The sequence below is a fragment of the Hungatella hathewayi WAL-18680 genome (assembly GCF_000235505.1).
GTDB lineage: Bacteria > Bacillota > Clostridia > Lachnospirales > Lachnospiraceae > Hungatella_A > Hungatella_A hathewayi_A.
This window is the reverse complement of the sequence record NZ_JH379027.1, coordinates 2876955-2899866: the sequence shown is the minus strand read 5'-3', so window position 1 is coordinate 2899866 and position 22912 is coordinate 2876955. Positions and strand designations below refer to the sequence as shown.

The window sequence follows — 22912 nt, the reverse complement described above, 5'->3', positions numbered from 1 at the left end:
CTAAATAAATAAATAAAAAAGTTTTTTTAGTATGTTAAAATCCATTTAATACTGGAAATATTCTACAATCTGGGGTATAATGTGAACACTTGGCGATATATTTTTTGAGCCTGGTAGAACAATTATGTTAAGGCAAATTTATTGCGTTTGGCAGGAGGAAGAAAGATGAGTGAAGTCATTGTTATTACCTCCGGAAAAGGCGGGGTGGGTAAAACCACAACCTCCGCGAACATTGGGACAGGCCTGGCCCTTTTAGGCATGCGGGTGGTGTTGATTGATACGGATATCGGTCTTCGCAACCTGGATGTGGTCATGGGTCTGGAGAATCGTATCGTTTACAACCTGGTGGACGTCGTGGAGGGGAACTGCAGAATGAAGCAGGCCCTGATAAGAGACAAAAGATATCCAAACCTGTATTTACTTCCGTCGGCACAGACGAGAGATAAATCAGCAGTAAATCCTGAACAGATGATAAAACTGGTAGACGACTTAAGAGACGATTTTGACTACATACTGCTGGACTGTCCAGCCGGTATTGAGCAGGGCTTTCGCAATGCCATCGCCGGAGCGGACAGAGCGCTGGTAGTAACCACACCGGAGGTGTCGGCCATCCGTGACGCGGACCGGATTATCGGTCTTTTGGAATCCACGGACATCGGCCAGATTGAGCTCATTGTGAACCGGGTCCGCATGGACATGGTGAAGCGGGGCGATATGATGTCCATCGACGATGTGATGGATATTCTGGCGATCCCCATGCTGGGCGCCATTCCGGACGACGAAGCGATTGTCATTTCGACGAACCAGGGAGAACCGCTGGCCGGTATGCCTTCCCCATCGGGACAGGCCTATTTAGACATCTGCAAGCGGCTTTTGGGGGAGGAGATTCCTCTCACAAGTCCTGACATGTCCCGCGGCATTTTCTCCAGGCTGTCTCTGTTACTGAGACGGGCTTAGGGGAGGGAGCAGGATGGAGCAGACAGGAGCAAAGGACATGCGCGTCCGCCCGGCCGCAGCGAACAGGAGGGCAGCCCCCCAGGGCATTCCCCTGTTCCGGAAGAGAAGGTCGGGGGAGATTGCACGCAGACGGCTGAAGCTGTTACTGGTATCAGACAAGGCCAACTGTTCACCGGAACTGGTGGAGATGATAAAAGATGACATGATTCATGTAATCTCAAAATACATGGAGATTGATGGCCGCCGTATGGAAGTGGGAATTACGAAGGTGGATTCCCCGACCCAGGCGGGAAGCATCCCGGCGCTTTATGCCAACATACCGCTAATCAACCTGACATCAAAAAAGGGGATGTTTTAAATGGTACTTTTTGACTATAATTTTAAGAGATACAATTTTCGGGTAATCCTCTATATGCTGGCCCTCAGTTTTATCGGGATTCTGGCCATATGGAGTGCGACAAACCAGGACAAGGCCATGATAAGCAAGCAGATTGTGGGAATTGTGGCAGGAATTTTGTTGATGGTGGTCTTTTCACTGATTGATTATCACAAGCTTCTTCCCTTAAGTCCTGTGGCTTATATCGGCTGTGTGGCGATTCTGGGGGCTGTGCTGTTGTTCGGCAAGAGCAAGGGGATTGCAACCAGGTGGATTGAACTCCCGGTAATCGGGCGGATTCAGCCATCCGAGTTTGTCAAGATTGGATTGATTGTTTTTTTCTCCTGGTATTTTCAGAAATATCAGGAGAAGATTAACCGTGTACCGATAGTGGCCGCTGCGGCCCTGTTATCCGCGGTACCGATTCTGTTGATTATCGAGCAGCCAAACCTGTCCACCGCTTTGGTGACCACCGTCATTATTCTGGCGATGGTGTTTACGGCGGGAATCAGTTACAAGTGGATTCTCGGCGTGGTGGCTGCCATGGTCCCTTGCGGGGCGATGTTTTTCTATCTGTTGAAACAGGGCATGATACCGTTTATCGAGGAGTATCAGGCCAACCGGATTCTCACCTGGTTAAATCCGGCCTCCGACGCGGCGGGGTATTACCAGCAGGAGAATTCCATTATGGCGATTGGTTCCGGCCAGCTGTTTGGCAAGGGACTGAGCACCACGGAGATCGCCTCCGTGAAGAACGGTAACTTTATCATCGAAGGCCAGACAGACTTTATCTTTGCCATCATCGGCGAGGAGCTTGGGTTTGTGGGCGCTCTGGTGGTGATTGGCCTGTTTTTGATTCTGGTGCTGGAATGTCTGTTCATGGCATACCGGGCCAAAGATTTGTCGGGCAAGCTTTTATGTACCGGGATGGCGACGCTGTTCGCGTTCCAGGGGTTTGCCAATATCGCGGTAGCTACGGGGCTGTTTCCCAACACGGGACTTCCGCTGCCGTTTGTGAGTTACGGAGTCAGTTCCCTTATCAGCCTCTATATTGGTATGGGATTTGTCATAAATGTTGGTCTTCAGAGAAGGTTAAACACATAAGCTTTGCAGGGGACTGATTATTAACGAAGGAGGGTTTCAAGCTATGAATATAGGATTAATCGCGCATGACTCGAAAAAGAAGCTGATGCAGAACTTCTGTATCGCTTACAGAGGGATTCTCAGCAAGAATGAGCTGTTTGCAACGGGTACCACCGGCCGGCTGATCGAAGAAGTGACCAATTTGAATGTGCACAAGTATCTGGCCGGACATCTGGGCGGAGAACAGCAGCTTGGCATGGACATCGAGCAGAACCAGCTGGATTTGGTGATTTTCCTGCGGGAACCGCTGGCTCCCAAGCGCACGGACCCGGACAGCGGCAACATTGTCCGTCTCTGTGATATCCACAACATTCCGCTTGCCACCAACCTGGCGACCGCCGAGCTGTTAATCAAGGCTCTTGACCGCGGTGACCTGGAGTGGCGCGAGATGTACAAATAGGAGCTGTTATGAGGAAGCAGATGAGAAAGACGGGGCAGATATGGAAGGCAGGACTTCCCTGCCTCTTATCGTTATGTCTGTTTTTAGGCGGCTGCGGTTTCAACGAGGACAGCCGGATGAGCAATCTCTATTCTTTTGAGGAGCGGCCCATCACTCTGGATCTGGCGGATGACGGCTCCGGCTACGCCCAATTGTTTGCCAAGAATCTGTGCGTCATTGAGGATGAGGGGGCATTTGCCGCCGGGGATGTGACTTCGGAGGCGGGAGCGTTGTTTGACACCACGGGGAATCAGGTTTTGTACAGCAAGAACTCCTACGAGCGGCTGTACCCCGCCAGCATTACCAAGGTGATGACGGCGCTTCTGGCGGTCAAGTACGGCAATCTGTCGGATATGGTGACGGTGACGGAGGACGCGGTGATCACGGAGAGTGGCGCCACGTTATGCGGCATTAAGCCGGGGGATACGTTGTCCATGGAACAGCTTCTCTACGGGCTGATGCTTCCGTCCGGCAACGATGCGGGAGCGGCGATTGCGGTCCATATGTCGGGAAGTATCCCGGCCTTTGCCAATCTGATGAATGAGGAGGCGAAGCGTCTTGGCGCCACCGGCACTCATTTTGTCAATCCTCATGGGCTCAGTGACGAGGAGCATTACACCACGGCCTATGATTTGTATCTTATTTTCAATGAGGCTTTGAAGTACCCGGAATTTCGCCAGGTGACCGGCACGGTGACTTATGCGGCGGACTATGTGGACAAGGATGGCAATCCGGTTTCACAGACCTGGAAGGGAAGCAACCAGTTTATGACGGGCAACCGGGAGACTCCGGAAGGACTCACCGTGTTCAGCGGAAAAACAGGCACCACCCAGGCGGCAGGCTACTGTCTGATTATGGCTACGAAGGACCCCCAGGACAGGGAATACATATCCGTTGTTTTGAAAGCGGACAGCCGTCCGGGGCTTTATGACAACATGACAAATATAATTCGTAAAATAGTCGATTAGTGATTGCCTTTTTTGTTTATTTATACTATAATTAGGTTAATATTAATCGACTTTTTACACAAAATCAATAAACTCAAGGAGGGCGCGAACATGGTTCAGATTATTGCAGGGAAAAAGGGGAAGGGTAAGACAAAGCATCTGCTTGATAAGGCCAATGCAGCCATCAAAGAATCCAAGGGCTCTATCGTTTATTTGGATAAAAGTTCTAAGCATATGTATGAGTTAAACAACAAGATTCGACTGATTAACGTACAGGGATACAACCTGACCGACAGTTCAGGATTTCTTGGTTTCATCTGTGGCATTATTTCTCAGGACCACGATTTGGAAACAATGTTTTTAGACAGCTTCTTAAAGCTGGCTTGTCTGGAAGGAGAAGATATCTCCGATACCATCACTAAATTAGAGAATATCGGTGAAATCTATCACGTAACCTTTATTTTAAGCGTATCCATGGATGCGGATGAACTTCCGGAGAACGCGAAGAAAGATGTGATTATTTCATTATAATGATAGAATTGCAAACGAAACTGGTACATAGAGGCTGCCCGGATGGACAGTCTCTTTTTCTGCTTGAACTTTTCCTGGTTTCCCCGTATAATACTATGAGGGGGAAGGAGGCTTTTCTTACATGGCAAAAAAGAAACAAAGAAAAGTTGTAAAATACCGGAAGCCACGAAACCTCAATGTAGGTATGATTGTGTTTGCAATCATCTTTGTCTATATGTTTTTCAGCGTATCGACATACCTTCGAAAGGAAAAAGTACAGTTCTACGAAGTGACAGAGGGCTCCATCGTCAGCGACGGAACCTATACGGGACTTATTATCAGAGAAGAGGATACCGAGTATGCGGCAAGCTCGGGCAATATCAATTATTATATACGGGAAGGAAAACGTGCGGCCGTTGGGACCAGCATTTATTCCATTGATGAGAGCGGAACCCTGTCTCAGGTTCTGGCTGACAACGCGTCCGCCAATTTAAACCTGACAGACGCCGATTTGGTCGATATCAAAAAACAGCTGACCTCCTTCAGCATGGCTTACCAGGACAGGAATTTCAGCAGTGTTTACGATGTGAAATATTCGCTGGAGGCCGCGGTACTGGAATACGTGAATTTTAATACCCTGGACAATTTAGAGCAGCTGATGGAGACCATGGGGGTCAATTTTACCCAGGTGCGGGCGCCAAAGTCCGGGGTTATCAGTTACGCCATCGACTCCTTTGAGGACTTTGACATTTCCCAGATATCGGAAGCGGCCTTTGACAGGACAAACTACTCCAGAGCCATCACCAAATCAGGCAAGCTGGTGGAGAAGGGGGCCCCGGTGTACAAGATTGTCACCGACGAGGACTGGTCCTTAGTGTTCCCCATGAGTGAGCAGGATGTGGCAAATTACGGGACGCAGACCAGTCTCAAGATATTCTTTCCGGCGGAGAATCTTACCTGCTGGGGAGATTTTTCCATGCTTACGGGGACGGACGCCAAGCCTTACGGCCGGCTGGATTTCAACCGGTATATGGTCCAGTTCGTGACGGACCGCTACTTAGATTTTGAGATTATGTCCAGCAAGGTGGAGGGATTAAAGATACCGGTCAGCTCGGTGACCAGCAAGAATTTCTATCTGGTGCCGGTGGATTACCTGACCACAGGCGGAGACAGCACGGACAATGGATTTTACAAGGAAGTGTACAGCGAGTCGGGAACCGGCATTGTGTTTGTCCCGGCCACCCTTTACAATTCCACGGAAGAGTATTACTATATTGATATTGGCGATGAGGAGGGCGGCCTGAAGGCCGGGGACTACATCGTGAAACCGGACTCTCCCACGGAGCGCTATCAGGTGGGCGCTACATCGTCCCTCCAGGGTGTGTACAACATCAACAGGGGCTACACGGTGTTCAAACAGATTGTGGTGCTGGCCCAGAACGACGAGTACTATATCGTGGAGAAAGGGACAAGCTACGGTCTCAGTGTCTATGACCATATTGTGATGGATGCCTCCCTGATTGAGAGTGAGGGCGTTCTGATTTATCAGTAAGAGGTGAGTGTATGATACAGGAACAGATGACTTACGTACAGGAAAAGATTCGGGAAGCCTGCGGCCGGGTCTCCAGGAACCCGGAGGAGGTCACGCTGATTGCGGTCAGCAAGACGAAGCCGGTGGAGATGCTTTTGGAGGCATACGAGGCGGGGGCCAGGGATTTTGGAGAGAACAAGGTCCAGGAACTGGTGCAGAAACGTCCCCTGCTGCCGGAGGACGCCCGTTTTCACATGATTGGACATCTTCAGACCAACAAGGTGAAGCAGGTGATTGGGCAGACGGCGCTGATTCACTCGGTGGATTCCATCCATCTGGCGGAGCAGATTGAGGCGGAGGCGGCCAGGCGTGACCTGACAGTGGACATCCTGCTGGAGGTCAACGTGGCGAAAGAGGAGAGTAAGTTCGGATTTTATCTGGAAGAGACAGAAGAGGCCCTTCGAAAAATCGGAGGATTCCCCCATGTAAAAGTGCGGGGATTGATGACAATTGCGCCTTTTGTAGAGAATTCTGAGGAAAACAGGCCTGTTTTTAAAAAATTATATGATTTTTATGTTGACATGAAAAGTAAAAACATTGATAATGTTACTATGAGTATTCTTTCCATGGGCATGACCGGCGACTACGAGGTTGCAGTTGAAGAGGGGGCCACGATGGTAAGAGTCGGCACCGGCATCTTTGGTGCACGTGAAAAGATGGGAGATTAGATATGAGTCTTTTAGGAAAATTAATGGACAGCATGCGTTTGAGTGATGGGGATGAAGACGATTACTTTTTAGATGACGAAGAATACGATGATGATAAACCGGCCAGAAAGGGTCTTTTTGGCAAGAAGGATGAAGATTTTTACGAGGATGAGGACGAGGAGGACGAGCCTGCCAAGCCAAGATTTTTGTCCAGGAACAAGGTAGTTCCCATGAAACAGCGGACCGGCATGGAAGTTTCCATGGTGAAACCGACTTCCATCGAGGACGCCAAGGAAATCTGTGATTACCTGCTGGCTGGCAAGGCGGTTGTGCTTAACATGGAAGGATTACATACGGAGGTGGCCCAGAGAATTATCGACTTTACGTCCGGCGCCACATATTCCATGAACGGAAATCTTCAGAAGATATCCAACTATATCTTTATCGCGACTCCGGAATCTGTGGAACTGTCCGGCGATTTTCAGGACTTATTCGGAGGCGGCTCCCTGGATATCTCAGGGATGAATTTACGGATCTGATGAGACTTTTATTGGAAAACAATTTCATTGAGAAGCAAGACATTCAGAAGCAGACGATTTTCTGTGCAGTAGAAAGTCGTTTGCTTTCTTTGAAATAAGTTATTCAGAACTAAGACTGGGAGGTATGGACAGATGGGACAGACGGAGCACAGAATGACGGTTCACCGGGACGGGAAACCTGTTTATGATATACGGATGGAGTCATCTTTTGAGGAATTGGCCGGGGAGATGGAGCGGTTTGATTTGGCGCAGAGAAAGCTCTGTATCGTCACGGACTCCACGGTGGCGCCTCTGTATCTGGATGAGGTGGAAGGGTTACTTCGGCCCTTATGCCGCACGCTGATGCATGTGGTGATTCCGGCCGGGGAAGAATATAAGAATCTGGACACGGTGAAATCCGTGTATGAGGCGCTGATTCTGAAACGGTTTGACCGAAAGGATATGCTGGTGGCCTTGGGAGGCGGTGTGGTCGGAGACCTGTGTGGTTTTACGGCTGCCACCTATCTGCGGGGCATTTCCTTTGTCCAGATTCCCACGACGCTGCTGTCCCAGGTGGATTCCAGCATTGGCGGGAAGACGGGGGTGGATTTCGACGCCTACAAGAATATGGTGGGGGCATTTCACATGCCGAGTCTTGTCTACACCAACGTGGGGACGCTGCGGACGCTGACGAAGGAGCAGTACAGCTCCGGGATGGGCGAGATTATCAAGCATGGACTGATTAAAGATCAGACATATTACGGGTGGCTGGCGGAACACCGGCAGGAGATTCTGGCGCTGGATATGGACGTCTGCCAGGAGATGATTGAGCGGAGCGACGAGATTAAGCGTCTGGTGGTGGAGGAAGACCCCACGGAGCAGGGCGAGCGGGCGCTTTTGAACTTTGGACATACCCTGGGGCATGCCGTGGAGAAATTGAAGAACTTTACCATGCTGCATGGCCACTGTGTGGGGCTTGGATGCCTGTCTGCGGCCTATATTTCCGCCAGGCGGGGTTATATCTCCATGGAGGAGGTAGACACCTTAAAAGAGCTGATGGAAGCCTTTGGCATGCCGGTATCGGTGTCAGGACTGTCGGTGGATGAGGTGATAGAGACCACCGGGAATGACAAGAAGATGGACGGCGGGGTGATCAAGTTTATCCTGCTTGAGTCTGTGGGCCATGCCGTGATTGACAGACAGGTGACGGCGGATGAGATGAGGGAAGGACTTTCCTATATCCTTAGATAATGGTACTATCCTCAAATAATGGAATTGGAGTTAATATACGATTATGAAGCAGAAAACAGGACAGATATTGGGATTCATCGTGGGAGTAGCGCTGGCCATCGGACTGGACCAGTGGACCAAGTACCTGGCAGTGGCAGGGCTGAAGGGAAAGGATGCATATGTCATCTGGGACGGGGTTTTTGAGCTCCAGTACTTAGAAAACCGGGGGGCGGCCTTCGGGATGATGCAGGGAAAACAGTTCTTTTTCTTCGTTGTGGCGGCGGTGGTTATCATTGCGGCGGCCTGGCTGCTGTGGAGGATGCCGGTGTCAAAGCGGTATCTGCCCCTTCTGGTGTGCCTGTGCCTGGTGGTGGCGGGAGCCATCGGCAATATGATTGACAGGGTAAGTCTTGGTTATGTGGTGGATTTCCTGTATTTCAAACTGATTGATTTCCCGATTTTTAATGTGGCGGACTGCTATGTGACGGTGGCGACAGCCGCGGCCGCGGTTTTGATTATGTTCTCCTACAAAGAGGAGGAACTGGCGGTGTTTGCAAGGAAAGGCGGCAAAGGCCGGAAACCGGAGGAGAAGACAGACGGGGAGGAAGAGCAGTGATACGGCAGTTTGTGGCGTCCGAAGAGCTTAACGGTGTGCGCATTGACAAATGCCTGGCGGAAGCATTTGCGGAGCTGTCACGCTCCTATCTTCAGAAGCTGTTGAAATCGGAGTGCGTTCTGGTGAACGGGAAGCCGGTAAAGTCTAATTACCGGGTAAATGCCGGTGACTCGGTGGAGCTGGAGGTTCCGGAGGCGGTGGAGCCGGAGATTGTGCCGGAGAAGATGGATTTGGATATCGTCTACGAGGACAAGGATGTTGTGATTGTGAATAAGCCCAAGGGGATGGTGGTTCATCCGGCGGCGGGGCATTACAGCGGGACCCTGGTCAACGGGCTGATGGAGCACTGTAAGGACGAGCTGTCCGGGATTAACGGGGTCATGCGGCCGGGGATTGTGCACCGGATTGATATGGATACCACCGGGCTTCTGATTGTGTGCAAGAATGACAAGGCCCACAATGAGATTGCCAGGCAGCTCAAGGAACATTCCATCACCAGAAGGTACCGGGCCATTGTCCACGGCGTGGTGAAGGAGGACGAGGGCACGGTGGACGCGCCTATTGGCCGCCATCCGGTGGACAGAAAGAAGATGAGTATCAACGAGAAGAATGGGCGGGAGGCGGTTACCCATTACCGGGTGCTGGAGCGTTTCCGTCAGTTTACCTATATTGAATGCCGGCTGGAGACGGGTAGAACCCACCAGATCCGGGTTCACATGGCCAGTATTCACCATCCGCTGCTGGGGGACGCGGTCTACGGGCCGGCGAAATGTCCGTACAAGCTTCAGGGGCAGACGCTTCATGCAGGGGTGCTGGGATTTGTTCACCCGGAGACGGGGGAATATATGGAGTTCGAGGCGCCGCTGCCGGAGTATTTTGAGGAATTGCTGGAGAAGCTGCGGAACAGCTGAGTATTGCGTTTATTTTATGTTAAATATTTAACGAGTTAGAAGGGAGAAGGAAACATGTCAGAGATTCTATGGTTAACTCCGGTGTTTAAGGAGATGATTTGGGGAGGGGAGCGGCTGTCCACCGTATTTCACTACGACATTCCCTGCGAGCGGACCGGGGAATGCTGGGCGATCAGCGCCCATCCAAACGGGGACTGTGTCATCGCGTCAGGCGCCTATGCAGGGAAGACCTTAAGCCAGCTGTGGGACGAGCATCCGGAGCTGTTTGGAAATACCGGAGGGGACCGTTTTCCGCTGCTGACCAAGATTATTGACGCGAAGGATGATTTGAGCATTCAGGTTCACCCCAACGACGAGTACGCCGCCATCCATGAAAATGGTTCTCTCGGCAAGACGGAGTGCTGGTATGTGCTGGATTGTGACGAGGATGCGCAGATTGTCATCGGCCATCACGCCAGGAATCATGAAGAGATGAAGCAGATGATTGAGGAGAAGCGGTGGGATGATTTTATCCGGGTGGTTCCGATCAAAAAGGGAGATTTCTTCCAGATTAATCCCGGCTGTCTTCACGCGATTAAGGGCGGGACGTTGATTTTTGAGACCCAGCAGAACAGTGATATTACATACCGGGTTTACGACTATGACCGGCTGTCAGACGGCAAGCTGAGACCTCTGCATGTAAAACAGAGCATTGATACCATCGAGGCGCCTTTTGTGGAGTCGGAAAACCGGTTTGAGACGGTGGAGCATGACGGGGCGGTGCAGACCCGGTTTATCAGCTGTGACTATTACACCGTGGACAAGTATGAGGTGGATGGAACCTTTGTCTCCGACTTCGGGGATGTGCCGTTTATGAACGTGAGCATGATCGAGGGAGAGGGGACGGTGGACGGACAGCCGGTGAAAATGGGCGACCATCTGATTCTGCCCTATCACTACGGCGCCTGTGAGTGGAAGGGGCGCTTTACCATGATTTGTGCCAGCCCGTCCGGAGACAGTGCGGAATAAGGGGAATATCCCTTGACAGTGCCGATAAAATTATCTATACTGAATTTGTCCAAATCCCTGTTGTGACATGATGTTGCGACAGGGATTTTGTTGGTTTTTGGGATAGTTGGAAACATTTTCAAATATTGCAGATATTGTCATTTGGATAGCGATGAATATTTTTTTCAGGAGGCATAAGATAAGATGAATATTTTTGATATACTGGGCCCTGTGATGGTGGGGCCATCCAGCTCCCACACGGCGGGGGCGGTGCGGATTGGACTGCTGGCCAGAAGACTTCTCGGCAGCGAGCCGGTGCGGGCGGTGATTACGCTTTCCGGCTCCTTTGCGGCTACCGGGGTGGGACACGGCACGGACCGGGCGCTGGTGGCGGGACTGCTGGGCATGACGCCGGACGATATCCGGATTCCGGACAGCTTTGAACTGGCGAAGAAAGAGGGGCTTGATTTCCGGTTCCTGGATGGCAATATCCGGGACGCCCATCCCAACACGGCCTGCCTTGACGTGATGGACGCGTCGGGGCGGACGCTGGAGGTACAGGCATCCTCCCTGGGCGGCGGCCGGATTATGTTAAACAAACTGGACGGAACCCAGATTGACGTGACGGCGGAGCGGCCGGCTCTGATTGTACACAATGTCGACAAGCCGGGGCTGGTGGCTATCGTGACGTCGCTGCTGGCCAGGGAATCCATCAATATCGCCACCATGAATCTCTACCGCAGCAAGCGGGGCGGGGACGCGGTGATGGTGACGGAGGTGGACCAGAACATCCCGGAAGCCCTGGTGGAGGATTTGAAGAAGGTGGATGGGATTCTCAAAGTGACCTGTCTGAATATCTAGGCGGGGACTGCGGCATGATAATATTGGAATTTAGATCAATGACAGGAGACAGATACCATGGCTTATCAATCATTAGAAGAGATACTGGATTATTGCGAAGCGCATAATCGGAAATTTTATGAGGCAGTGATGGATGACGACTGCCAGGAGCGGACGGTGACTGAGGAGGAATCCAGACAGCAGATGTACGCCATGTGGGACGCTATGCTGCTGGCCTCCACCACCTACGAGGGAAACCGGAAGTCCGCCAGCGGTCTGGTGGGCGGCCAGGGACTGCTGATGCGGGAGTATGTGGGGAGGGGCGAGGCCCTGTGCGGGGATTTTATCGGCCAGGTGATAGCCCAGGCCCTGGAGATGGGAGAGTCCAACGCCTGCATGAAACGGATTGTGGCGGCTCCTACGGCCGGTTCCTGCGGAGTTCTGCCCGCCATCCTGATTCCCTACTATAAGACCTATAACGTGAGCCATCAGGCCATTATAGAGAGTCTCTACGTGGCGGCAGGGATTGGCCAGGTGATTGCGGCCAGAGCCTTTATCGCCGGGGCGGCCGGCGGCTGTCAGGCGGAAATCGGCTCGGCTTCCTCCATGGCCGCAGGGGCAATGGTGGCCTTAAAGGGAGGCACCAACCAGCAGATAGTCACCGCCAGCGCCATCGCGCTAAAATGCCTTCTCGGTCTGGTCTGCGACCCGGTGGCCGGCCTTGTGGAGGTCCCCTGCGTGAAGCGGAACGCCATGGGCGCCGTCAACGCACTGACCGCCGCCGATATGGCCCTTGCCGGCATTACCAGCGCCATCCCGGCGGACCAGGTCATTGACGCCATGCGGGAGGTGGGAGAGAAAATGCACCCGTCCCTTCGCGAGACCGGTGAGGGCGGACTGGCCGTGACGCCGGCCGCCATTGATTTTACTAATTTGTTGAAATCACGTAAATAATAGAACGAATGGACAAAATAGATAGATATTTAGATTTTGTTTATATACTTTTCAGACATTTTGTTGTATAATATAGGCAAAGGCATAGGATTTAACGCTTTGCTGACGTTATAAGGGCAACATAGGATATGCTGAAAGGAGAGATTTATATGGGTGAAAATTTAGTAATTACAATCGGCAGACAGTGTGGTAGCAGGGGAAGAGTGATTGGTATGGAACTTGCGAAGGCCATGGGAGTGAAATGCTACGATAAAGAGCTTCTTTCCAAAGCTGCAAAAGAAAGCGGGTTATGTGAGGAGTTATTCGAGACACATGACGAGAAACCGACCAGCAGTTTTTTATATTCTTTGGTGATGGATACGTATTCTCTGGGATATACCACCTCAGCCTACATGGATATGCCGATTAACCACAAGATATTCCTGGCCCAGTTCGATACCATCAAGAAACTGGCGGAGGAGGAATCCTGTGTGATTGTGGGACGCTGCGGCGATTACGCACTGGCGGATTATCCGGGACTGGTGAGTGTGTTTATCACAGGCGACGAGCAGGATAAGATCGACCACTTAAAAGAGTTGTACGACACCTCCGAGTCCAAGGCGAAGGACATCATGATTAAGACTGACAAGAAGAGGGCCAGCTACTACAACTACTACGCCAGCAAGAAGTGGGGCGATGCCAGAAGCTACAACCTGTGTATCAACAGCAGTTCCACCGGCATTGACGGCGCTGTCCATATCATTCAGGAATTTGCAAAGGTGAAACAGGAGCATTTAAACTCCTTAAAGGCAAAATAAAAAGATTGAAACAGGGGAGACATGAGCATGAAAAAGAGTTTTAAAGTATTGCTGGCAGCAGTCATTGGTTCCTGTTCGTTATCCATGGTTTCCTATGCAGGAACCTGGCAGGCGGAAGGAGCGAACTGGAAATACCAGAACGATGATTTTTCCTATGTAGCCAACGGCTGGGCAGCAGATAATGGTAAGTGGTACTATTTTGATGCCAATGGGTATATGATGACTGGCTGGGTTCTCGATGGCGGCATCTGGTATTATTTAAACCCTGCGGGGGAGATGCGCACGGAGCCGCTCATTGAAAATGGGGTGACCTATTATTTTGACGGCGCCAGCGGTGCATGTACCAATCCGGATGGGGCACAGACGGCTGCGGGCGGGGCTCTTACGGAGGCGCAGTACGGGGTGGCTAAGCTTGAGTTCTTTGTAGATGTGATAGATTATAACAGGAAGATCGCGAAAATAGTATATTCAAGCGATTCTAATACTCAGGATGACATCCAGATACTCACAGAAATAAAGGCACCTTTTGTCCGTTTTTATGAGATACAGGCGCCTGCCAGATATGCTCAGGCCCATGAACGTTATAAAAATGGCTGTGTAGCCATGGTTCAGTATATAGATACTTGTATTCAGATGCTCAGCACCGATGATTATAACGTGTTTATGGATTTGTATGGAAAACTGCCGGCATACACTCAGACAATTACAGATGAGTTTAACGCCGGAGACCAGCTTTCATTGGCAGTTAGTAATAGTTAAGTGTTGATTGGGAAAATTTTGTAAGAAAAGCAGCTCGGAGATGAGTTCTCCAGGCTGCTTTTTCTTCTGCTTTATTTCATACAACTAATTTTTATTCGACGGTTACCGATTTCGCCAGGTTGCGCGGCTGGTCCACATCCAGGTTTCTGCCGAGAGACGCGTAATAGGCGATGAGCTGGAGCACCACGGCGATGGGAAATACGGTAAAGCCGTTGTCCAGACTGGGGATCCGCAGATGGATATCGGCCAAATCCCCGCTGACGACGGCATTTTCCTTGGTCAGCAGGATGACAAAGGCGCCGCGCGCCTTCACCTCCCGGATGTTGGAGATGGTTTTGGCGAAAATGTGGTCCTGGGTGGCGATGGCGATGACCGGGACGCCGTCCGTGATCAGCGCGATGGTGCCGTGCTTTAACTCACCGGCGGCGTAGGCCTCGGCGTGGATGTAGGAGATTTCCTTCAGCTTTAAGGCGCCTTCCAGGGAGAAGGCGTAATCCAGGCCGCGGCCGATGAAGAAGGCGTCATTCTGATTGATGATGTGAGTCACCATGGCCTTGATGGCCTCTTTCTGCTCCAGCATGGCCTCCATGGCCGGAATGGCATCCAGAAGGCCGGAGAGGAAGGCCGCGGCCTCCTTCTGGCTGTATTTGCCCCGCACCAGGGCCATACGGCAGCCAATCATGTAGAGGGCCGCCAATTGTACCGAGTAAGCCTTGGTGCTGGCCACGGCAATCTCCGGACCAGCGTGGGTGTAGAGCACGTAATCGCTCTCCCTGGCGATGGTGGAGCCCTTGACATTCACCACGGCAAGCGTGGCGGCATCATAGCTTTTGGCAAGCCGCAGGGCCGCCAGGGTATCGATGGTCTCCCCGGACTGGGAAATGATGATGACCAGGGTTTTCTCATCAATCAGCGGCTCCTCATAGCGGAACTCCGAGGCGATGGAGACGATGACCGGTATGCGAAGCAGCGGCTCCATCATGGCCCGGGCCACCATCCCCGCGTGCATGGCGGTCCCGCAGGCGATGATGTGAACCTGGCTGCAGCCGGTGAAGATGGTATCCGGGATGTGGTCGTCGGTGAAATCCGGCAGTCCTCTGACGAGCCGTGGGAGAATGGTGTTTTTTAATGCCTCCGGCTGCTCGTGGATTTCCTTCAGCATGAAATGGGGGAAGCCGTTTTTCATGGCGGCGTCCATGTTCCAGTTGACGGTGAGCAGCTCCGGCTCCATTTTACTGCCGTCGGTGTCATATACTACCACCTTGTAGGGGGTTAATTTCACAATCCGCTGCTCCGGCACCACGAAATATTCCCTGGTGAATGGAATCAATGCGGTTAAATCCGACGCAATCAGGGCGCCGGAATGGGTGTAGGCGGCCACCAGAGGGCTTACACTCCGCACGGCATAGATTTCCCCAGGTCTGTCGTCAAACATGATACAGAAGCCGTAGGAGCCTTCCAGCAGGCTTAACAGGGAGGTGATGGCCGTTTTTGGATCGCCGTCGTAGAGGGCGTCCAGTATCCAGGCGGCGGCCTCGCTGTCTGTCTGGGAGAGGAGTTTGTCTTCCAGATTCCATCTTTCAGTTAGCTGGTGATAATTTTCGATAATGCCGTTGTGTATCAGGGTTACGCGGCCGGCCCGGTGGGGATGGGCATTTTCATCGCTCACCCCGCCGTGGGTGGCCCATCTGGTGTGGCCGATGCCACAGTGGGAGGAGGTGTTCATGGCGCTGCACACCTGTTTTAAATGGTTGACCTTGCCGGTGCATTTCACCAGCTGCACCTGGGAATCTGCGTCAAAAAATGCGATGCCGGCGCTGTCGTATCCCCGGTATTCCAGCTGGGCCAAGCCGTCCAGCAGGATGGTTTCTGCCTCCAAGGGTCCTGTATATCCAATAATTCCACACATAATCTGTCTGCTCCAATCTGTTTTTTTTGTATTTTCCGTTGGTTTTCACCTTCATTTTCCAAATCAGGCATACAAAAATAGACTGTCTCCGTGTATATCCCCTTTGATAACCGGTATGGCAGTTTCGTTGTTTGACAGCCTTATTTAGAATGTAAGATGAATGCTTCGGTTACAGGATGGTTGTTTTGCAGTTGCCCGCATATTTCATCCGGTATCACACGCCCGAAGCGGCATGGAAGAGTACCCGCCGAAAGTTCGATAATCTCTTCACCTCGTTAACCCCAATCCGCCAGCTTTCGCTGTTCACGTGCGCAGACTGTGGTGCATGGCGCTTAGCTTTGCTATAGGGCTCCTGTTCCTCCTTATGACAGGATGGGTTCATTATAGCTCTGCTTTATCATATGCGTCAACAAAAAAATGGATATCAAATGGGAATTCGAAATCAGTTGTTGGTTGAAACGATGTGTGGTATGCTACTATCAAATTGGTAAATACCATGAAATTGGAGGAGAATCGGGATGAATTACGAGGAATTAAGACAGCGGATGAACAGCGGGAAACTGTATTACTGTGACAATGAGGAATTGATGGAGAGCCAGATGGTGTGCCTGGACCGTTTGTTTGAATATAATCAGTTAAAACCTAGTAAACAGAAGGAAAAGAAAGCGCTGTTAAAGGAGATGTTCGGGCATATTGGGGAGAACTGTTATATCGAAACGCCGTTTCATGCCAACTGGGGTGGAAAAAACGTCTACTTTGGAGATGGCGTGTATGCCAATTTTAATCTGGTTATGGTGGATGACAGCGAGATTCGGGTGGGGAATCATGTGATGATGGGACCCAACGTGGTGCTTTGTTCCGCCACCCATCCGATCTGCCCGGAGCTTCGGGAGAAGACGGCCCAGTACAATCTGCCGGTCCGGATTGGGGATAATGTGTGGCTGGGGGCCAACTGCATCGTTCTTCCGGGAGTGACCATCGGGGAAAATTCCGTTATCGGCGCCGGAAGCATTGTGACGAAGGATATCCCTGCCAATGTGGTGGCCGTGGGGACTCCCTGCCGGGTGGTGAGGGAGATTCATGAGGATGACAGAAAATATTATAACCATGAGCAGGAGATTGATCTTGAATGGTGATATCGAACTGTGTTTATGAATTTAATAGATTATTAATGATTTATGTATGGTATTTGGGGCGGGAAATGTGATATATTCTTATAGGTTGAGGTAACTCAAGGGAAAACATAGAAAAAGCGGGATTAAGCCCATGAAGATAAATTTACATAGATCATTGACGCCGGAGGGCAGACAGCTGGTTTCGGCCGGTGTGATGCTGGCGCTGGGGCTGGCAGTCATTGTGGGGACAAAGGATTATATTCCCCGAAGCTTTGAGACGGCCGGTATTGTGGCGACGCCGGCGGATGCGCTGGATGGGAATGAAGAGCCGGAGACGGATGCGGCTAAAGAGAATGAGACGCCGGAGAGTGGGGATATGTCCGTGGAGACGGCATCACCTGCGCAGGCAGAGCTGAAGGATGAGAAATCGTCTGTCCGCCTGAATATGGCTTATGAATATCCGGATGGGGTGGAGACCGGGGATACCTGGGACAGTTATGCGGGACAGGCATGTGAACTGCTGTCAGAGCTGGATTCCAACTGGATATCGGAGATGTATGGGCAGATGAAGGTGACGCCGGAGGAGATGGCCAGTCGGCTGGGCGTCGGAAGAAATGGGATCTTGGGACTATACAATCCGGCGGTGGAGACGCAGAATCCGGAGGATGCGGATTCCTGGGTGATTCCATCCTGGTCGAAAAGCCAGGTGGTGTTCCAGGATGGCGACGGAAACCTGATAAGTGGTTACTCCAACGCAAAGGATATCGTGGCCCTTGCCAGTGTCTATGCCTACCGGAAGGGAGGTATGGATGGGGAGTCCTTTGTGGAATATTGCAAGAAGTTATGGGAAGCTTCCCATCAGTATACGGTTCGCATGGGGGAAGTGTATTATTGTGACGGGGCCTGCCAGCTGGAGAGCGGCGGGGTCGAAGATGGGGAGGAGATGGAATCGTCAGAAGCTCCGGTGGAGACATCAGGGACGTCAGCAGAGACGTCAGAGGGGGATGTGACAGCATTTACGGAGAGTACGGCTTCTGTGGTGTCGGAGGAAGGGCAGAGCACGCAGGATGGACAAGCGGCGTCAGAGGAACAGAAGGTGCCGGCAGCCGATTCCCCGTCCTCCGGGAATTCCTCCGGTACTGGCGCGGGTTCCGGCACTGGTTCCGATTCCGGTGACGGCGGGAGTGGCTCGGAACTACCAGAAACTCTGGATTACAATGAAATCCGGAAACGGTACACCATGGATGACGTTCCAACTGACTGGGAATCTTATGATGGGCCGGCGAGAGAGGTCTGGGAATCGGTGATTGCTGCTTATGGCGGCCAGGCGCCGGAACAAGAGTCTTCCTCCTGGGGCAATGAGGAGGTTCTCTGCCCCGGACATCTTGATTTGGAGATCACGGCGGTGATTCTGGGACTTGACGGGGCGAGGAGCCTGTTTGACGTGGATGCGGCCGGAAGTGATGGGACGGCGGAACCGAGAGGGGCTATAGCTGCCAGCATGGAAGATGTGTCCGACACTGACGGTATGAATGCCGCTGCCAGCTGGCAGGGGTGGACGAAGATGAACCGCCATCACGCCCGCTGTATCAGGAACCAGGACTGGGAGAAGGTCTACGGGCTTCCCGTGGTCTCGACGCTGTATATGGGCAATCCCCTGTCAGCGGCGGAAATCACTGCCTACCTGGATATGCTGCCGGAGGACACCACAGTCTTTCAGCGGGAGGTTATCCGCCAGGCCCTTCAGTCGGTGGGCTGTATCCCCTATTACTGGGGCGGCAAGGCGTCCAGAGCCGGATATGAGGGAAATGGTTTCGGCACGGTGGTATCGCCGGATGAGGAGGGGCGGCGTCTGCGCGGCCTGGACTGCTCCGGATGGATTAACTGGGTCTACTGGACGGCTCTTGGCAGCCGCCTGGAGTATGAAGGCACCTCCGGTCTGACCCAGATAGGGACGGCCATTGAGCGGGACCAGCTGAAAGCCGGAGACATTATCGTCAGAACCAACACGGAGACCTCTCATGTATACCTGTTCCTGGCCTGGGCGCCGGACGGGGAAATGTATGTGATACATGAGACAAGCGGCGACATCAACAACGTGACAGTCAGCAGGTTAAATGCCGACGGCCCCCATTACAGGAGACTGTTAGACAGGGAATCGTAGGTTTAAATATAGAAACAGGGAAAAGGTGGAAAAGGAAATGCAGTACGATGATGAATTAGAGCGCATGCGCGCCAGAAGACAGCGTGGCGGCAGCCGGAGAGAAGAGGAGCGCCGGCGTCCGGAGGAGCGGTATTATGAGGAGCCGGAGATTGATGTGATAGACTTTAATACCTATGACATCGACATGGACGATTCCTATTTTGATGATGAGGAACCTGTGAGACGCGGCGGCAGAAGCGCCAGCAGCTACCGCAGAACGGACAGCCGACAGTATGATTACGATTATGAGGAAGAGGAGAGAGGCCCGAGACGAAGCGGTTCTTCATCGGGGCGGAAATCGTCTGCCAGAGGAACTTCCACAAGAACTTCCTCCAAATCATCTTCCAGGGCGTCCTCGTCAGAGGGCAGAAGGGCATCCCAAGGAAAAGCCGCCAGCCGGTACGGGGCCGAGACAGATGGCCGCGGGCGAAAAGGAAAAACGAACAGGAGTGACAACGGAAATCCGGATATGAGACAAAAAAAGAAGAAGAAAAAAGGAAAGATTCTGCTGATAGAATTTCTGGTGCTGTTTTTGCTAATCGGCGGCGTATTCTTTTATTTTAAGAAGGGAAGCACCGGTTTCTGGACCATAGCTGTCTTCGGAGTAGATTCCCGTGACGGAAATCTGGAAAAAGGAGCCCTATCCGATGTGGAAATGCTCTGCGTCATCGACAAAAAGACCGGGGAGATGAAGCTGGTATCCGTGTACCGTGACACCTACCTCCAGATTGATGAAGACGGAACCATGTTTAAAATCAACGAGGCCTATTTCAAAGGCGGCCACAAACAGGCCGTATCGGCTCTGGAGCGCAATCTGGATTTGAAGATAGACGATTACGCCACCTTCAACTGGAAGGCGGTAGCCGACGTGATTAATATTCTGGGCGGCATTGATTTGGAGATTACGGACAGCGAATTTGCTTACATTAACTCCTTTATCACGGAGACCGTCAATTCCACAGGCATCGGTTCCTACCAGTTAAAGAGTGCGGGAATGAATCATCTGGACGGCGTCCAGGCCGTGGCTTACGCCAGACTTCGTCTGATGGACACGGATTACAACCGTACCGCCCGTCAGCGGAAAGTGATTTCCCTGGCTGTGGATAAAGCTAAGCAGGCTGATTTTAGCGTACTGAACAATATTCTGGTGACGGTGCTGCCACAATTATCCACCAGCATCGGATTTGATGATTTGCTGCCGTTAGCCAAGAATTTGAATAAGTATCATCTGGGAACCACAGACGGCTTCCCGTTCTCCCGCGCAGAGAAGAAAATCAACAAGCGGGACTGCGTGATTCCGCTGACACTGGAGAGCAATGTGATTCAGCTTCACCAGTTGTTGTACGGCGTGGAAGATTACCAGCCATCCGGTACCGTGAAGAAGATAAGCGCCAAGATTGCATCTGACAGCGGTTTGGGCGAGGTGGCGGAGAATGCCCCCAAGGTGGAGGCAGGCGGCTCCGGAGGAGGTTCCAACAAAGGAACCGCGGCCCCGGCCGCTCCGGTAGAAACCGCACCGCCGGAAACCATAGCTCCTGAGACGGAATCCACGGAAGAGTCCACCACAGAGACAGAGTCGACGGAAGAGACCACCGAGGAGAGCTCCAGCGGCGAGGAAGTCGGCCCTGGAATAGGACCTGGCGGAGCAGAGAGCGAAAAGCCAGGGAAAGAGGAGACAAAAGAGACCAAAGAAACAAAGGAAGAGAAAGAGACGAAAGAGAATTCCAAAGAGACAACTTCCTCCACTGCGGAAGGAGAGGGGCCTGTTGGTCCAACTTCTCATCCCGGCAGTTCTGATTCTCCTTCACCTTCTCCATCAAGTCCTTCTGGCAATCAAGTCCCATCCAACCAGCCCGATGATGGCCCAGGCGGCCCAGGTGCGTCATAGACATCATATAGTTATAAAAGTGTCAAACCGCGTTTTCCCTATTGGAGGAGCGCGGTTTTTCCATTGTTAATCCGTGATAGTGATTCAAATAAAATTTCACTTTCTTTTTTATCGTTGCTATGATATGATAATAGAAATCAATCCAACTATTCGCGAAAGTCTACCAGGTGTTTCACGAAAGTGTTTTCCGAAGGAAATCAGGGAAACGGTAGTTGACAGCGCGCGACATTAATTTTACCCGTCGGAGCGCGCTTGTCCGTCAACTATTTGTGAAACAAACACTTTCTCGAATAGTTGGTAATTACTTAAATTGCATCACCCATAAACTCAATAGCTGAACGATTATGCTTTCCGAGTTTGATAACCCCGGTTTCCAACATACTATGTATAAATGCAGTATCTCCACCATCGTTTATCATCACGTTTGCAAGTGATGCAGATACCTGATTAAGCAACCAGCGTTTTGTATCGTCGATGGTTTTTGGAGGTGTAGGGACATACAGAGACAGCTTGCGGACACCATTGCAAAATGATTCCCACATCGGCTCTGTGCTACACCTGTCTATCCTTAAATTATCGTCCACGATGAAGCGGAGATAGTTCATAAGGATACCGATGGAAACGTCCTGGACTGATAAGCCGGATGCCAAAGAAATACATGCTTTATGGGCACGTTCCTTCTTAAGTTCCATTTCCCAGCGCACCCATGGGGTGTTAATAAGTGGCTGGCCGTCACGGGAAAGTTTCGAATTCTGTTCGGCCTGTTTGTCATAGATACGCAACATAATGGCACTTTGGGCACTCCCCATATAGATAGTGCTTCCATCTGAAAGCGCCCCGACATGACTTGTTACATCCCGCCATCCTCTAAATTTCGAAACCATAAGGCCGGAAGAGAGACGGCGCCGGACATCGCTCATGCTGTAATAAAGACCACCGATATCATCTATTGCCAAATCTAATCTAGTAACCTGTCCAAGATGGGAAACCTCTTTCAAGAACTCCCGTAAGATAGTCGTATCAAAGTCGCTTACATCCATACCAACATCGTGAAAAGGAGTCTGTTCTGTGCGGGAATCCGCATAGGATACAAGCACGTCATGAATCGCTGAACCAGCAATTATCACATGGACACCCATGTCATCCCGGCCACCGTAGAGAATATCAACGGCGAGTGAAGAATGACGGATACGGAAAGAGTAGCCATGCATACCTCGAGGCAGACTGGCAAAATCTGAATTGTCCATACCTAAAAGCTGGACTGCATCTGCCGGGTCTGAAACATCCCGGAGCGTAAAAGCAAGCCAGTCCACACATACCCGCAGACCGTTCGAAACATTCTCAACCAAACCGTTATTCATAGCTTGTTAGACCTCCCTCAACTGTATTGGAATTACTACCCCCGTGTTACCGGACGGGGGTTAACTGGCAGAACCAGCCAGCAAAAGCGCGCATAGGCGCAGTGACAGACTAAAACACATGAAATATCCGTGAATATGGGCCCCCCGGCGTTGCCCCCATATTCCGCCCGAACAAGCTGACAGAAGCCAGGAAAGCCGGGCGGGAGAGTGAACA

General features: G+C 51.6%; 22 protein-coding genes. 20 read left to right on the top strand and 2 right to left on the bottom strand.

Annotation, left to right across the window (positions count from 1 at the left end; genetic code table 11):
• Positions 1-165: 165 nt before the first annotated feature.
• The 17 genes from minD (at position 166) to HMPREF9473_RS26230 (ending at position 14222) form a co-directional block, all read left to right on the top strand.
• Positions 166-957 (top strand): septum site-determining protein MinD, encoded by a 792-nt coding sequence (gene minD / locus HMPREF9473_RS13010; RefSeq protein ID WP_006780584.1) that lies wholly within the window; start codon positions 166-168, stop codon positions 955-957.
• Positions 958-994: 37 nt separating this feature from the next.
• Complete coding sequence (minE, locus tag HMPREF9473_RS13005) at positions 995-1315, top strand: cell division topological specificity factor MinE (protein ID WP_050810065.1); 321 nt, start codon at positions 995-997, stop codon at positions 1313-1315.
• Positions 1316-2437, top strand: coding sequence for an FtsW/RodA/SpoVE family cell cycle protein (locus HMPREF9473_RS13000; RefSeq protein ID WP_006780582.1), 1122 nt, complete (start codon positions 1316-1318; stop codon positions 2435-2437).
• Between the two features lie 43 nt (positions 2438-2480).
• Positions 2481-2876, top strand: a complete 396-nt coding sequence (locus HMPREF9473_RS12995) for a methylglyoxal synthase (RefSeq protein ID WP_006780581.1) — start codon at positions 2481-2483, stop codon at positions 2874-2876.
• Between the two features lie 20 nt (positions 2877-2896).
• Positions 2897-3883, top strand: a complete 987-nt coding sequence (locus tag HMPREF9473_RS12990; protein WP_138670088.1) for a D-alanyl-D-alanine carboxypeptidase family protein — start codon at positions 2897-2899, stop codon at positions 3881-3883.
• Between the two features lie 90 nt (positions 3884-3973).
• Complete coding sequence (locus HMPREF9473_RS12985) at positions 3974-4393, top strand: hypothetical protein (protein WP_006780579.1); 420 nt, start codon at positions 3974-3976, stop codon at positions 4391-4393.
• A gap of 121 nt (positions 4394-4514) precedes the next feature.
• On the top strand, positions 4515-5924 hold the full coding sequence (locus HMPREF9473_RS12980) for an HlyD family efflux transporter periplasmic adaptor subunit (protein ID WP_006780578.1): 1410 nt from the start codon (positions 4515-4517) through the stop codon (positions 5922-5924).
• A gap of 11 nt (positions 5925-5935) precedes the next feature.
• Positions 5936-6631 carry a YggS family pyridoxal phosphate-dependent enzyme gene (locus HMPREF9473_RS12975; protein ID WP_006780577.1) on the top strand — a complete coding sequence of 232 codons (696 nt, stop codon included), beginning with the start codon at positions 5936-5938 and terminating at the stop codon, positions 6629-6631.
• 2 nt (positions 6632-6633) lie between these two features.
• Positions 6634-7149 carry a cell division protein SepF gene (locus HMPREF9473_RS12970; RefSeq protein WP_006780576.1) on the top strand — a complete coding sequence of 172 codons (516 nt, stop codon included), beginning with the start codon at positions 6634-6636 and terminating at the stop codon, positions 7147-7149.
• Positions 7150-7281: 132 nt separating this feature from the next.
• Positions 7282-8379, top strand: a complete 1098-nt coding sequence (aroB, locus tag HMPREF9473_RS12965) for a 3-dehydroquinate synthase (protein ID WP_006780575.1) — start codon at positions 7282-7284, stop codon at positions 8377-8379.
• 43 nt (positions 8380-8422) lie between these two features.
• Positions 8423-8974 carry a signal peptidase II gene (lspA, locus tag HMPREF9473_RS12960; RefSeq protein ID WP_006780574.1) on the top strand — a complete coding sequence of 184 codons (552 nt, stop codon included), beginning with the start codon at positions 8423-8425 and terminating at the stop codon, positions 8972-8974.
• On the top strand, positions 8971-9885 hold the full coding sequence (locus HMPREF9473_RS12955; protein ID WP_006780573.1) for an RluA family pseudouridine synthase: 915 nt from the start codon (positions 8971-8973) through the stop codon (positions 9883-9885). The genes lspA and HMPREF9473_RS12955 overlap by 4 nt, the downstream gene beginning before the upstream one ends.
• Positions 9886-9939: 54 nt before the next feature.
• A complete protein-coding gene (locus HMPREF9473_RS12950; protein WP_006780572.1) occupies positions 9940-10893 on the top strand; it encodes a type I phosphomannose isomerase catalytic subunit in 954 nt (317 codons plus the stop codon).
• A 183-nt stretch (positions 10894-11076) separates the two neighbouring features.
• A complete protein-coding gene (gene sdaAB, locus HMPREF9473_RS12945) occupies positions 11077-11733 on the top strand; it encodes an L-serine ammonia-lyase, iron-sulfur-dependent subunit beta (protein ID WP_006780571.1) in 657 nt (218 codons plus the stop codon).
• Between the two features lie 57 nt (positions 11734-11790).
• On the top strand, positions 11791-12666 hold the full coding sequence (gene sdaAA, locus HMPREF9473_RS12940) for an L-serine ammonia-lyase, iron-sulfur-dependent, subunit alpha (RefSeq protein ID WP_006780570.1): 876 nt from the start codon (positions 11791-11793) through the stop codon (positions 12664-12666).
• Positions 12667-12815: 149 nt separating this feature from the next.
• Positions 12816-13463, top strand: coding sequence for an AAA family ATPase (locus tag HMPREF9473_RS12935; protein ID WP_006780569.1), 648 nt, complete (start codon positions 12816-12818; stop codon positions 13461-13463).
• A 27-nt stretch (positions 13464-13490) separates the two neighbouring features.
• The gene (locus tag HMPREF9473_RS26230) at positions 13491-14222 is read left to right on the top strand and encodes a hypothetical protein (protein ID WP_006780568.1); all 732 of its coding nucleotides are present in this window, start codon (positions 13491-13493) and stop codon (positions 14220-14222) included.
• A gap of 91 nt (positions 14223-14313) precedes the next feature.
• Here the strand turns inward: HMPREF9473_RS26230 and glmS are convergent, their stop codons facing one another.
• Positions 14314-16131 (bottom strand): glutamine--fructose-6-phosphate transaminase (isomerizing), encoded by a 1818-nt coding sequence (gene glmS / locus HMPREF9473_RS12925; RefSeq protein WP_006780567.1) that lies wholly within the window; start codon positions 16129-16131, stop codon positions 14314-14316.
• Between the two features lie 518 nt (positions 16132-16649).
• Between glmS and HMPREF9473_RS12920 the strand changes: the two genes are divergently transcribed.
• The 3 genes from HMPREF9473_RS12920 (at position 16650) to HMPREF9473_RS12910 (ending at position 21337) form a co-directional block, all read left to right on the top strand.
• Positions 16650-17267 carry a sugar O-acetyltransferase gene (locus HMPREF9473_RS12920; protein ID WP_006780566.1) on the top strand — a complete coding sequence of 206 codons (618 nt, stop codon included), beginning with the start codon at positions 16650-16652 and terminating at the stop codon, positions 17265-17267.
• A gap of 130 nt (positions 17268-17397) precedes the next feature.
• Positions 17398-19410, top strand: coding sequence for an NlpC/P60 family protein (locus tag HMPREF9473_RS26225; protein WP_006780565.1), 2013 nt, complete (start codon positions 17398-17400; stop codon positions 19408-19410).
• Between the two features lie 37 nt (positions 19411-19447).
• The gene (locus HMPREF9473_RS12910) at positions 19448-21337 is read left to right on the top strand and encodes an LCP family protein (RefSeq protein WP_006780564.1); all 1890 of its coding nucleotides are present in this window, start codon (positions 19448-19450) and stop codon (positions 21335-21337) included.
• Positions 21338-21642: 305 nt separating this feature from the next.
• On the opposite strand, the gene HMPREF9473_RS12905 is transcribed toward HMPREF9473_RS12910, so the two are convergent.
• Complete coding sequence (locus tag HMPREF9473_RS12905) at positions 21643-22698, bottom strand: replication initiation factor domain-containing protein (protein ID WP_006780563.1); 1056 nt, start codon at positions 22696-22698, stop codon at positions 21643-21645.
• Positions 22699-22912: the final 214 nt, after the last annotated feature.